A 12,925-nucleotide genomic window follows, 5' to 3' on the forward strand; every position below is an offset into this window, starting at 1 on the left:
CGTCGGATGGGGTGTCGACCGTCGACACGGACTCACTCGACCGTCCGATGGATTGCGTTCCGTGCTCTCTACCCCAAGCTATTTTGGGCGAAGCGTTATCTGCGGATTTCGAAACGTTGAGACAATGCCCGAGCTACTGCTGATTTTTGCTATTCTCATCGCCGTCTTCGTCGGGTTCAACATCGGGGGCTCGACGACGGCGCCGGCGTTCGGACCCGCCGTCGGAGCGTCGCTGGTACCGAAGGTCGTCGCCGGGGGGCTGATGGCCGTCTTCTTCGGCCTCGGTGCCGCGACGATCGGCCGTCGCGTCGTCGACACGCTTGGACAACAGCTACTCAACGATTCGTCGCTCTTCACGCTCGAGTCGAGCATCGTCATTCTCGGCCTCATCGGTCTCGTGCTGTTCGCTGGGAACCGGACCGGCGTTCCGGCCTCGACTTCGATGACCACCGTCGGAGCGATCGCCGGTCTCGGCGTCGCCAGCGGCGAACTGCAGTGGGCGACGATGCGCGAGATCGTCTTCTGGTGGACCGTCGCCCCGATTGCTGGCTTCGCTGTCTCGGTTGCCGTCGGGTACTTCTACTACCAGCGGATCGACGACTGGATCTCGGAGTCGAGTTCGAACGAATCGCTGTTCGCCGTGGACCACTCGGGTACGATTCCCTCGATGACCGTCACCTCGAGCCAGCGCGACGAATTGCTGGCCGGGGGCGTGGTGGTCGTCGTCGGCTGTCTCATGGCGTTCAGTTCCGGCACCTCCAACATCGCGAACATCGTCGCGCCGCTGATCGGCGGTGGCGTTCTCGACATGCCAGTTGGCATCGTTCTGGGATCGGCCGCCGTCGCCCTGGGTGCAGTGACGATCGCTCGACGAACCCTCGAGACGCTGGGCAACGATATCGTCGAACTCCCCCTCCCTGCCGCGCTCGTCGCGTCGACGGTCAGTGCGTCCATCATCGTCACACTCTCGCTGCTCGGTATTCCCGCCAGTTTCGTGATCGTCGCGACGGTCTCCATCGCGGGACTCGGGTGGAGTCGGACGCTCCGCGGCGACCACGACGACGATTCCGGCGGCCGAATACGCGCACCCGTCGGCGATGGAGGCACCGATCCTGCCGAGGCCAGAGGGGCAATCGCGTCGAAGGACACGTCCGACCCCGAACCCGAACCCGAACTCGAGTTCGAGTTCGACCCGTTCGAGAGCGCCCGCGTGCTCACGCTCCAGCATCTGATCCCGGTCGTTGCGACCGTCGGCGCCTACGCCGTCTTCTCCGTCGCACCGGTGTACTGACGCGCGGTCCGCCTCGCTCGGAGTCCGACGCTCTCCTCCTCACTCGAGTGCCGTCTCCAGGGCGCTCTCGACCGCCCGAACGGCGTTCGCCCCGTCGAGGCGCTCGACCGCGACGACCAGGGTTTCGGGCTCGAATCCGGCAGCGATCACCTCGATACCCGCGATGTGCAGCGACGCGAGCGCCGTCGAAACCGCTCGGGCGCCCACCTCGCCCGTCGCGACGATGGCCGTGTACGCACTCGAGTCGGACCCGGTGCCGAGGACGGTAGAGCCGACCGCCAGGAGCACCTCGTCGGGGTCGTCGACCGGCCCGACGCCGCTTTGCATCCGGACGCGGACGGATCGGTTACTCGGACCGAGCGCCTCGAGTTCGTCGCTGTAGCGCCTGAGCGCCGTCGCGACCGCGTCGGTTTCGCCGTCCACCGCGAGGAAGCGGGCGGCGGCGGTGTAGTTGACCACGCCTGCACGAAGCGCGGCGTGGAGAAACGGGTGGGCGTCGACCGCCCGTCGCGTGTCGGCTGCGAGTGACATGTTCGGCGGTGTGGAGGCGACCAGTATAAACGCGCCGGCCGACGGCGACGACAACAGTGACGATGGCGACGATGTCGGCTACGGGGACCGTGACGAAGATGACGAGACCGGGGCGCTTTTGGGCACTTCGGACGATGAACCGGACATGGAACCCGAAGCCGTCGAATCTCTCATCGAATCCGAGCTCGAGGACGCCGACGTGACCGTCGGCCGTGCCCGCGGCGACCACGACGACGATCACCTGGCGGCAACGGTCGTCTCGCCGGCGTTCGAGGGTCTGCCCCTCGTCCAGCAACACCAGCGCGTCTACGACGCCCTCGAGGGCCACATGACGACGGACATCCACGCCCTCGAGTTGTCGACGTACACGCCCGCGGAGTACGCCGAGCGCGTCGACGACTGAGTGTTCGTCGGTACTGGTTGAGCGCTCGACGGCCACGACTCGAGATCGGACGACCCGAGACCGGACGCTCGACCGCAACGGTCCAGCAATTGAACGCTCGGCCGCAACGCATCGACGATCGAAGGCGCCACCAATCCTCACGTTTATCCGACCTACGTGTGAGGATTCGGCTATGGAATCGTTGCATCCGCGCATTCGCCTGGTGTGGATCGCTCGGTGGGTGCTGCTGGCGGTCCTCCTCGGCGTCGCCGTCAGCGCCGTCGACCAGTGGCTATTCTCGATCCCGGTCGCCGTGACGGTCACCGTCGTCGCGCTCGCACTCGTTCTCGGCGTCGTTTACGCGGTCTTGCTCTACGGGCGCTGGCACTTCGACCTCCAGGAGGACGCCCTCTACCTCGAGCGAGGCGTCGTGACGTTCGTCGAGACGGCCGTCCCGTTCGTCCGCGTCCAGCACGTCGACACGCAGTTCGGCCCCGTCGAGCGCGCGCTGGGCCTCTCGAGCGTCGTGATCTACACGGCCGGCTCGCGAAACGCGGACGTGCGGGTCCCGGGACTCACCCCCGAACGCGCCCGCCGACTTCAGGACACGCTCCGGGAACTGGCCGTCGAGAGCGAGGCCGACGACGGCGTATGACCGACTCGAATACTCATCGTCTCCACCCGTTGAGCGCGGTCACGACCACGCTCCGGTCAGCAGTCGTCGGGCTCTCGATGCCGTTCTTCCTCGTGAGCGTGCTGAGCGCGGTCTTCGACGCCGTCTCCGTCACCTGGGCCCTGTATCTGGCACCCGTCGGACTGCTCGTCGGCACCGCCTACGGCCTCGCGTACTACTACCGGTTCGAGTACGCACTCACCGACGACACGGTCGACGTCGCCTCCGGGGTCTTCTCCCGGCGCGCTCGAGAGATTCCCTACCGGCGCATCCAGAACGTCGACGTTCGTCAGGGCGTGTTCCACCGCGTGGTGGGCCTCGCCGTCGTCTCGATCGAAACCGCGGGCGGCGGCGAGACGGAAGCGGCGCTCGACTTCGTCGGCGAGGACGAAGCGAAGCGCCTGCAGCGCGAGATTCGGCGACGAACCGCGCGTCGACCCGACGAAGCCGAGGCCGACACCGATACATCCGCTCCAGCACCGCGGTCTACGAGCGCACCGCACGAAACCAACCAGCACGAGCGCGAAAGCGAGCGCGAGCACCCCTCGAGCGGCCAGGTCTCGGCCTCCACAGACTCGGGCCTCGAGGCCTCGACCACGGAGACGAAAGAGACGGAGACCGGGACAGAGGCACCGTTCGAGGACGACCGACCGACGCTACTCTTCGCGCTCGACGCCCGAGAGTTGCTGCTTTACGCGTTCACGACGGTTCGCCCGGCGGCGGCCGCCAGTGTCCTCGCGCTCGCGTTCTTCTTCACCAATCAGGTCGAGGCATTGTTGCTCGCGACGGCCCAACCGTTCGGCGGCCCGGCCTCGTTCACGGACGCGACGCCCTCGGGGTACGTCGCCCTGGGGCTCGCCTCGGCGATCAACGGCGTCGTCGTCACCTACGCCGTCAGCGTCGCGTACACGTTCGCTACCTACTACGACTTCCGACTCGGCCGGGCCGGCGACGACTTCGTCTACGAACGCGGCCTGCTCCAGCGCTACAGCGGCTCGGTGCCCTCCGAGAAGGTCCAGTCCGTGACGATCACCGACAATCCGCTCCAGCGCGCCCTCGGCTACGCCGGCCTCTGGGTCGAAACCGCCGGCTACGGCCCCGACTCGAGCGACGGGAGCACGTCTGCCGTCCCGCTGGCGAGGGTCGAGCGCGTCCAGACGTTCGCGGAGAACCTCACGGGCACTGAGCCCCCGCGATTCGAGTCGCCGCCAACAGTCGCCCGCCAGCGCTACCTCGTGCGCTACGCCCTCGTCGCGGCGGTTCTCGTCGCGCTCGCGTTCGGCGTCTCGAGCCTGACCGGTTTCGGGACGGGGTACTGGTACCTCTCGGCAGCCATCTTCCTCGCGGTACTCCCGGCAGCCCACCTCCGATACGTCAACCTCGGCTACTCCGTCGGCGACGACCACCTCGTGATCCGCCGGGGCTTCTGGCGACGCCGGACGACCGTGATTCCCTACTACCGGATCCAGACCGTCTCGAATCGCCGGTCGATCTTCCAGCGTCGACTCGGACTGACCTCGGTCGTCGTCGACACGGCCAGCTCTCAGACGTTCGTCTGGAAGACGCCGACGGTCTACGACGTCGACCTCGAGGACGGCCGTACCGTCGCTTCGACGGGTCGAAAACGGTTGCAGACCGCCCTGCGCGAGCGCCGCGAGGCGACGGACGAGGGGCCGCGGTTTTCGGTGGATTTTACCTGACGCCCGCGAACCGCTAGGGTATGGGAGACGAATTTCGCACGGAGCAGGACAGTCTCGGCGAGATGCAGGTCCCGGCCGACGCCTACTGGGGCGCACAGACCCAGCGCGCGGTCGAGAACTTCCCCATCTCGGGGATCACGTTCGGCCGCCGGTTCGTTCGCGCCCTCGGCGTCGTCAAGAAGGCCGCGGCTCAGGCCAACCGCGACCTCGAGTTGATCGACGAGGACGTCGCCGACGCTATCGTCGAGGCAGCCGACGAGGTCATCGCCGGCGAGCTGGACGACCAGTTCCCCGTCGACGTGTTCCAGACGGGCTCGGGCACCTCCTCGAACATGAACGCCAACGAGGTCATCGCCAACCGCGCCGCCGAGATTATGGGTTCGGAGATCGGCGACCGCGTCGTCCACCCGAACGACCACGTCAACTTCGGCCAGTCGAGCAACGACGTGATCCCGACGGCGATGCACGTCGCCGCCCTCGAGGCCGTCGAGAAGGACGTTATCCCCGCCCTCGACACGCTTCGCCAGGCGCTCGAGGCCAAGGAGGCGGAGTTCGACGACGTCGTCAAGACCGGACGGACGCACCTTCAGGACGCCACACCAGTCACCCTCGGCCAGGAGTTCGGCGGCTACCGAACCCAGGTCGCGAAGGGACTCGCCCGCGTCGACAAGACCCGCGAGCACCTCGCGGAACTCGCCCTCGGCGGGACCGCGGTCGGGACGGGGCTGAACACCCACCCCGAGTTCCCCGGGCGCGCCGCCGAGTACATCACCAAAGAGACCGGCGTCCAGTTCCGCGAGGCCGACGACCACTTCGAGGCCCAGGCCGCGCACGACGCCATGTCGGAGGCCCACGGTGCGCTTCGCGTCGTCGCTGGCTCGCTGAATAAGATCGCTAACGACCTGCGACTGCTCGCCTCCGGCCCGCGAAACGGACTCGGCGAGATCGAACAGCCCGAGAACCAGCCCGGGTCGTCGATCATGCCCGGCAAGATCAACCCGGTCGTCGCCGAGGCCGTGAATCAGGTCCACAAGCAGGTCGTCGGCAACGACGCCGCGGTCGCCGCTGGCGCTGCCGAGGGCCAGATCGACCTCAACCTCTACAAGCCCGTCCTGGCGCACAACTTCCTCGAGTCGGCGGAACTCCTCTCGAACGCGAGCACGGTGTTCGCCGACCGCTTCGTCCGCAAACTCGAGGCCAACCGCGAGTTCTGTGAACGGCAGGTCGAGCAGTCGATGGCGCTAGCGACCTCGCTCAACGTCCACATCGGCTACGACAAAGCCAGCGAGGTCGCGAAGACGGCGCTCAAGGAGGACAAGAGGGTCCGCGAGGTCGCCCTCGAGAAGGGCTACCTCACCGAGGACGAGGCCGACGAAGTGCTCAACCCGCGGAAGATGACCAAGCGTGGCATCCTCGGCGACGAGTAACTACCAGAAACTCGACATAGTTCGAGTAGCGTTTTTCCACCGCGGATTTCCCTCGTTTTCTCGAGTCGACCTGTAACCGAAACTGACCGGCTCACATCACGTTCATCGGATTGTGACGCTCATTTTTTCTCGAACCCGACGCCAAAATCGACCGAGAGCCGCCCAATCGGCGGCGTATACGGTGAAATAAACGAACCCACGTAATTTTTGGCCTGGGTTCACGTCACTTCTAGTATGCACACCTGTCGCAACTGCAACCAGTCGTTCCAGACGTCGCTCGCCCTCGAGATTCATCGGGACTCGTGTGAGAAAGGACAATTATACTGCCAGGTCTGTGGGGAGCGATTCCGGGAACGCGACGCGACTCGAGACGGGTGGCACTACGCGTGCCCGACGGAGGACTGTGACGGCGAGGGACTCCACGAGGACCTCTACGAAATCGACGCGATTCGCAAGGCAACCCACTGATCGACTGGATCGACTACTCCGCTGCCCTTCTGACTGGCTGCCCCTCTAATCGTTGCGGCCACAACTCTCAATTTCTGCCCGCTGTCAGACGCTTTATCGGGCTGACCGTCGAATCCCGACTCGATGGAACGACTCGAGCCGAGGATTCGCTGGGTCTGGATCGTCGCCGCCGTCGTTCGAACCGTGATCCTGGGCACCGTCCTGGGGGGCCTCCTGGTGGCGTTACAGACTCGCGAGGTGCTGGCGATCGGCACGGATCGGATTCTCCTGGGAACCGTCGTCCTCGTCGTCCTCGTCTCCCTCGTCCGGACCGCCATTGCCTGGCGACGATACGCCGTGTTCGGCTTCACGCTCCGCAACCAGTCGCTGTACATCGAGCGCGGCGTCTTCACCCGGATCAAGACCGTGGTTCCCTACGTTCGCGTCCAGCACGTCGACTCCAGACGGTCGCCGCTCGAGCGAGCCCTCGGACTCGGGACGCTCGTGGTCTACACGGCGGGGTCCAGGAACGCCGACGTGGCGATTCCCGGCCTCACGCCCGATCGGGCCGAGGCGTTACAGGAACGGCTCCGCGAACTCACGATCGAAACGAACGGTGAAGACGCCGTATGAAGCGCCTCCACCCGTCGTCGGTGGTCGTTCGCTCGCTCTCGCGGAGTCTTAACCTCGGCTTTTTCTTCTTCGTCATCGGCCTCGTCACGTCTCCCGGTGAGGCCGGGGCGAATCTCTTCGTCGTCGGCGTGTTCGTCCTGGGTGGGATCCTCGTCGGCGTTCTCTACGAACTGGCCTACTACGAGCGGTTTCGGTACGCCGTCACCGACGACACGTTCGACGTCGTCTCGGGAGTCGTCTCGCGACGCGACCGCGAGGTCCCCCTCCACCGGGTCCAAAACGTCGACGTTCGTCAGACGGCGCTCCACCGCCTGTTCGGCATCGCGGCGGTTCACGTCGAGACGGCCGGCGGGAGTCAGACCGAGATCACGCTCCGGTACGTCGACGAAGCGGAGGCTCGAGCGCTCACTCGCCGCCTCCGATCGGGTTCCGAGGCCGGGGTGGAGTCCGGTGACGTCGAACGCGATGGGGTGGCCGCCGGTCGCGACGGGCCGACGACCGCCGAGACGGACGCTGACCGCGCTCCTCGAGGACCCGGTGACGGACCCGGGGGCGCTCGAGAGGCGGACGCCGAACGGACGCTCTTTCGAATCAAGCCAACGGAACTCGCCATCCTCAGCGTCTTCACAATCGACCCCGGCGCGAGCCTCCTCGGGGGGCTCATCCTCTCGTTCGCCAGCGGGTTCGACCCGACGACGCTCGTCCCCATCGACCTCCTCGAGAGCGACCTCCCCGGAACGGGTCTGGTGGCCATACTCTGGGCGGGGTTCCTCTTCCTCCTCGCTGCCTGGATTCTGAGCGCGCTCCTCACGCTGACGCGCTACTACGGATTCCGGCTGACGCGAGTCGGCGACGAACTCTACTACGAACGCGGCCTGCTCCAGCGCTACAGCGGAACCATCCCGCTCGAGAAGGTCCAGACGCTCACGATTACCGAATCCGTCCCCTACCGGTGGTTCGGCTACGCCTCACTGGCGGTCGAGACTGCCGGCTACGGTCCCGAACAGTCCGGGTCTCGCGGGACCGAGTCGGCGATTCCGCTGGCCGAGTTCGGGCGCGTCGTCGCGCTGGCCAGGTCGATCGAGCCGTTCGAGACGAGCGAGGCAAGCGAGACGGGTGAGGCGACCGGGACGAGAGAGCGGGCCGAGACGGCTGATTCCACGGGGCCTGCCCTCGACGACGTCGGCGGCGTCGGCACTCCTGCCGACACCATCGACGCTCCTACCGACGCTATCGACGCCATCGACGCACCTACTGACGAATCGCACGACAGTGACCTCCCATCGCTCGAGCGACCGCCGCTCAGAGCTCGCGAACGGTACGCCGTCCGGTACATCGCCGTCATCACCGTGGTGCTTGCCGTCGGCTACGTCCTGGCCTCCCGAACCCAAATCGTACGCGACTGGCACGCGTTCGCGCCGCTGCTCTTCCTCGTCCCGCCCTCCGCCCACCTCAAATGGCGCAACCGCGGCTATCGGGTGGACGAGGCGTACTTTTACGCGCGAACCGGCTTCTGGCGGCGCTCGACCAAGATCGTCCCCGCTTACCGGGTGCAGTCCGTGCTGAACGCACAGACGGTGTTCCAGCGCCGGCGTCGCCTCGCGAGCGTGACGGCGGACACGGCCAGTTCGGCGACTCTCCTCGGACGGTCGGCGACAGCCCACGACATCGACGCCGAGCGGGCGCTCGAGATCCAGTGGACGCTCGAGCAGCGGTTACAGGAACAACGACGAGTTCGGTCTGGCGAGGGCAGTGGGTCGGCCAGCGACTGAGGCGAGGTGGACCTGAACAATTCGAGACCGCCGGATTCTCAGGTTACGGCATCGGGGTCGACCGCCTCGAGCGAATCCTCGTCGAACAGTGTCTCCACCACGTCTACGAAGGCCCACACGTCGTGAAAGCCCATATACAGCGGTGCGGGACAGACCCGGACGACGTTCGGCGGACGGACGTCGACGACGTAGTCGCGCTCCCGGAGGGCCGCGCCGAGAGCGTAGGCCTGCTCGTGCTCGAGGGCGACGTGGCCGCCGCGGCGGTCGGTCTCGCGAGGGGTCCCAACGTCGACGCCGTACTCGGCCAGTCGCTCGTCGGTGAGCGCGACGAGGTACTCGGTGAGCGCGACCGACTTCCGCCTGATGGCTTCGAGTCCGGCCTCCTCGAGGACCGACAGCGCGCCGTCGAGCGGCGCGGCCGAAAAGATCGGAATCGTGCCGATCTGCCAGGCGCCAGCCGAGCGAGCGGGCGTGTACTCGAGGTTCAGATCGAACTGGGTCTCCTTCTCGTGACCCCACCAGCCGGCGAGTCCGGGGCGCTTCCCGAAGTGACGCTCGGCGACGTAGAGACCGGCGACGGCGCCGGGGCCAGCGTTGCAGTACTTGTAGTGACACCAGACGGCGAAGTCCGCGCCGATTCCCGAGAGGTCGTGGGCCATCGCGCCGACCGAGTGGGCCAGGTCGAATCCCGCGAACGCGTCGTGCTCGTGGGCGATTTCGGTGAGTACCTCGAGGTCGAACAGCTGCCCGCTTCGGTAGAGCACCGAGGGGAAGAAGACGATGGCCGTCTCGTCGTCGACGACCTCGCGGATCGCGTCTTTCTCGATGGTTCGGCCGTCCTCGCTCTCGACGCATACGAGGTGCTCAGCGGGGTCCAACCCGCGCGCTCGAAGCTGGGAGGCGATGGCGTAGTGGTCGGTCGGGAAGTCGAGTTCGTTGACCACGACGGTGTCGCCGTCGGCCGCCTCGAGGAACGTTTCGATCAGCGTGTGGATGTTGACCGTCGTCGAGTTTCCGACGACGACTTCGTCGGGCTTCGCGCCGACCATCGGCGCCAGTCGCTCCCCGAGGCGCTCGCCGTACCAGAACCACGGCGGGTCGCCCTCGGTCCAGCCGCGCACTCCGAGGGTGCGCCACTCCTCGACGACGTGTTCGAGGGCGGCGACGGCCTCGTCGCTCGCCGGGCCGAGCGAGTTGCCGTCCAGGTAGCAGGTATCGGGTACGTCGAAGCGGTCGCGGAAGCCCGCGAGCGGATCGCTCGCGTCGAGTTCGCGGGCCGTCGACTCGGTGGCGTCGAACTCGCGGTCGCTATCCGGTCCGGATCCGCCCTCGGGGTCGCTCATGTCCTCCCCTTCGTGGCCACCCCCATTCATCTTTGTGCCGCGGCAAGGGGCCGTCATGGACGCTCGACGGACCGACCTCGACCCGCAGGTCGCGACGCTACTCGAGGAGCCGACCTACCAAACGCTTCCGCCGTGGCACGCCCTCTCGGTCGAGGCGGCCCGGCGACTCGAGGACGACGTCTTCGGCGGCGAACCGACGATTTCGCTCCTCGAGGTGACAGAGACCGCGATTCCCGGAGCCGACGCGGGAAGCGAGATTCCGATTCGTGTCTACCGCCCGCTCGAGGCTCACGACCTCCCGGTCCTCGTCTTCTACCACGGGGGTGGGTGGACGCTCGGCACGCTCGATTCCGCCGACGACCTCTGCCGGGCCTTCGCCGCAGAGACGGAGTCGCTGGTCGTCTCGGTCGACTATCGCCTCGCCCCCGAACACCCGTTTCCGGCTCCGCTCGAGGACGCCATCGCCGCCCTCGAGTGGGTCCACGAGCACGCGGCGGCCGTCGGCGGCGACCCGGATCGGATTGGGGTCTGTGGCTCGAGCGCGGGAGCCAATCTCGCGGCCGCGGTCGCCCGGTGGGACGCCGGAAGGGGAGCCGACGTACTGGCCCAGCAGGTGCTCTGCTATCCGATCACCGACCACGCGTTCGATACGCCGTCATACGCGGAGAACGCGGACGGCCCGCTGCTCACCCGCGCGGACATGCGCTGGTTCTGGGACCAGTATCTCCGCCACCCGGTCGACGGTGTGAACCCCTATGCGTCGGTCCTCCGGGCCCCCTCCTTCGATGGGCTTCCGCCCACTACTGTCGTCACCTGTGGTCACGACCCGCTTCGGGACGAAGGAATCGCCTACGTCGAGGCGCTCGAGGATGCGAGCGTGGCGACGACTCATCACCATTATCCGTCGTTACCCCACGGCGCGTTGAGCCTGGCCGATGAGGTAGAGCAGTCGGCCGAGGCGATGGAGAAGCTCACCGACCGGATCCGGTCGGCGTTTTGAGCTGGTTCCGATGGCGACGCGCACGCCGGCCCGCTGATCAGCCGAGTTCAGCCCTACTAGCTATAGATAGTATAGTATCAACTCAGGGGAGAATTCGAGGGGTACGCGCGTTCGCGAGTAGAACGATGCACAATGTTGGTTCGACGTCCAACATTTTAGGCGAGCGTCTCGAACACGTCCCGTATGTACGGACACACGACGACCGATTCGCGACAGCGACTCGAGAGGGCGGTTTCGGGATGACCTCGCGTGTTTCCATCAAGGACTACCACGCACTCGCCTCGAGCGAGCCGCGAACGGTCGCCCTGGACTGTCTGACCGCGGGTATCGACGCGGCCCACCCGCAACGGGTCGTATTCGACGCACTCACACTCGAGGGCGAACGACTCACCGTCACCCCGGTCGCCGGTCCCTCACAGACGTACGACCTCGAGGCGTACGACGATATCATTGTTCTCGGCGGCGGAAACGCCGCGGGCCACTTGGCCGCGGCGCTGGAATCCCTGCTGGGGGATCGAATCGACGGCGGCGTCGTGGTCACCGACGACCCCGTCGAGACCGACTGGATCGACGTGATGCCCGGCGATCACCCCGTCCCCTCGGAACGCGGAGTCGAAGGGGCAAACGCAGTCCTCGAACGGGCCGCCGCCGCCGGTTCGGACGACCTCGTCCTCGGCTGTCTCACCGGAGGTGGGAGCGCTCTCCTTCCGACACACGCCGAGAACATTTCGCTCGAGGACTTTCGGAAGACCACGGAGGCACTGCTCGCGAGCGGTGCGTCCATCGACGAGATCAACGCCGTCCGTAAACACCTCTCGAGGCTCAAGGGCGGGAACCTCGCCCGTGTCGCGGCTCCCGCGACCGTCGTCGGCCTGCTCGTCAGCGACGTCGCCGGAGATGACCCGAGCGTCATCGCCAGCGGGCCGCTCTCGCCCGACGAGACGACCTTCGCGGACGCACTCGACGTGATCGAACGTTACGGCATCGACGCTCCGGAGCCGATCCTCGAGCACCTCCGACGCGGGGCCGACGGCAACGAACGAGAGACGCCGACCGGCGACGATCCGGCGTTCGACGACGTCGACTGCTACGTCGTCGCCAATGCGAACACGGCACTTGAGGCAGCCCGCGAAGTCGCCGTCGACCACGGCTACGCGCCGCTCGTACTCTCCTCGTCCGTGCGAGGCGAAGCACGCGAGGCCGCGAAAACGCAGGTCGCCATTGCCGAGGAAATTGCCCGCACAGGGACGCCGGTCGAGCCACCGGTCGTCGTCCTCTCGGGCGGGGAAACCACTGTCACGCTCACAGACAATCACGGACGAGGCGGCCCGAACCAGGAGTTCGTCCTCGGTGGGGCGCTCGAACTCGCGGTCCCGGCGGTCGTCGCCAGCGTCGACACCGATGGCATCGACGGTGCGACGGACGCAGCGGGAGCCATCGCCGACCAGCGAACCGTCTCCCGAGACGGATCCCTCGATCCGCTGAAAGCGCGACGAGCGCTCGAGCGAAACGACGCCTATCCGACGCTCGAGACGGTGAACGCGCTGATTCGGACGGAAGCGACCGGAACGAACGTTAACGACCTTCGGGCTCTCGTCGTCGAACGAGGCGTCGCCGATCGGTAAAACCCGACCCAAGTTCGATATAGCAGGATACGATTTATTTGTCTGGTGTGGGTCGGGCAGTGTAGACAATAATTCGACATTTCTGGCACGATTTACGACTC

12 protein-coding genes are annotated in these 12,925 nt (G+C 66.5%); 10 read left to right on the forward strand and 2 right to left on the reverse strand.

What is annotated here, in order from left to right; genetic code table 11:
* Positions 1-124 precede the first annotated feature (124 nt).
* Positions 125-1,291, forward strand: a complete 1,167-nt coding sequence (locus ACFQS4_RS21475) for an inorganic phosphate transporter (protein WP_500196426.1) — start codon at positions 125-127, stop codon at positions 1,289-1,291.
* 39 nt (positions 1,292-1,330) lie between these two features.
* Here the strand turns inward: ACFQS4_RS21475 and ACFQS4_RS21480 are convergent, their stop codons facing one another.
* Positions 1,331-1,822: a DUF7523 family protein gene (locus ACFQS4_RS21480; protein ID WP_500196429.1), complete on the reverse strand. Its 492-nt coding sequence runs from the start codon at positions 1,820-1,822 to the stop codon at positions 1,331-1,333.
* A 145-nt stretch (positions 1,823-1,967) separates the two neighbouring features.
* Between ACFQS4_RS21480 and ACFQS4_RS21485 the strand changes: the two genes are divergently transcribed.
* The 7 genes from ACFQS4_RS21485 (at position 1,968) to ACFQS4_RS21515 (ending at position 8,856) form a co-directional block, all read left to right on the forward strand.
* On the forward strand, positions 1,968-2,225 hold the full coding sequence (locus tag ACFQS4_RS21485; RefSeq protein WP_254160583.1) for a BolA family protein: 258 nt from the start codon (positions 1,968-1,970) through the stop codon (positions 2,223-2,225).
* Between the two features lie 172 nt (positions 2,226-2,397).
* Entirely contained in the window at positions 2,398-2,859 is a 462-nt protein-coding gene (locus tag ACFQS4_RS21490) for a PH domain-containing protein (protein WP_500196433.1), read from the forward strand.
* The gene (locus tag ACFQS4_RS21495; RefSeq protein ID WP_500196436.1) at positions 2,856-4,577 is read left to right on the forward strand and encodes a PH domain-containing protein; all 1,722 of its coding nucleotides are present in this window, start codon (positions 2,856-2,858) and stop codon (positions 4,575-4,577) included. Before ACFQS4_RS21490 ends, ACFQS4_RS21495 begins: the two co-directional genes overlap by 4 nt.
* 20 nt (positions 4,578-4,597) lie before the next feature.
* Positions 4,598-6,004 carry a class II fumarate hydratase gene (locus tag ACFQS4_RS21500; protein ID WP_500196439.1) on the forward strand — a complete coding sequence of 469 codons (1,407 nt, stop codon included), beginning with the start codon at positions 4,598-4,600 and terminating at the stop codon, positions 6,002-6,004.
* Positions 6,005-6,238: 234 nt separating this feature from the next.
* Complete coding sequence (locus tag ACFQS4_RS21505) at positions 6,239-6,472, forward strand: transcriptional regulator (protein WP_253436729.1); 234 nt, start codon at positions 6,239-6,241, stop codon at positions 6,470-6,472.
* 123 nt (positions 6,473-6,595) lie between these two features.
* Positions 6,596-7,084, forward strand: a complete 489-nt coding sequence (locus ACFQS4_RS21510; RefSeq protein WP_500196442.1) for a PH domain-containing protein — start codon at positions 6,596-6,598, stop codon at positions 7,082-7,084.
* Positions 7,081-8,856, forward strand: coding sequence for a PH domain-containing protein (locus ACFQS4_RS21515; RefSeq protein ID WP_500196445.1), 1,776 nt, complete (start codon positions 7,081-7,083; stop codon positions 8,854-8,856). Before ACFQS4_RS21510 ends, ACFQS4_RS21515 begins: the two co-directional genes overlap by 4 nt.
* Positions 8,857-8,894: 38 nt before the next feature.
* Here ACFQS4_RS21515 and kynU read toward each other — a convergent pair whose 3' ends face one another.
* Positions 8,895-10,229 (reverse strand): kynureninase, encoded by a 1,335-nt coding sequence (kynU, locus tag ACFQS4_RS21520; RefSeq protein WP_500196448.1) that lies wholly within the window; start codon positions 10,227-10,229, stop codon positions 8,895-8,897.
* 25 nt (positions 10,230-10,254) lie between these two features.
* Here kynU and lipP1 point away from each other — a divergent pair, with 25 nt between their 5' ends.
* A complete protein-coding gene (gene lipP1 / locus ACFQS4_RS21525) occupies positions 10,255-11,199 on the forward strand; it encodes a LipP1 family hormone-sensitive lipase (protein ID WP_500196449.1) in 945 nt (314 codons plus the stop codon).
* A 239-nt stretch (positions 11,200-11,438) separates the two neighbouring features.
* Positions 11,439-12,824 carry a glycerate kinase type-2 family protein gene (locus ACFQS4_RS21530; protein WP_500196451.1) on the forward strand — a complete coding sequence of 462 codons (1,386 nt, stop codon included), beginning with the start codon at positions 11,439-11,441 and terminating at the stop codon, positions 12,822-12,824.
* The last annotated feature ends 101 nt before the right edge of the window (positions 12,825-12,925 follow it).

Source organism: Saliphagus sp. GCM10025317, assembly GCF_042663665.1.
In the GTDB taxonomy this organism is placed as follows: Archaea; Halobacteriota; Halobacteria; order Halobacteriales; family Natrialbaceae; genus Natronosalvus.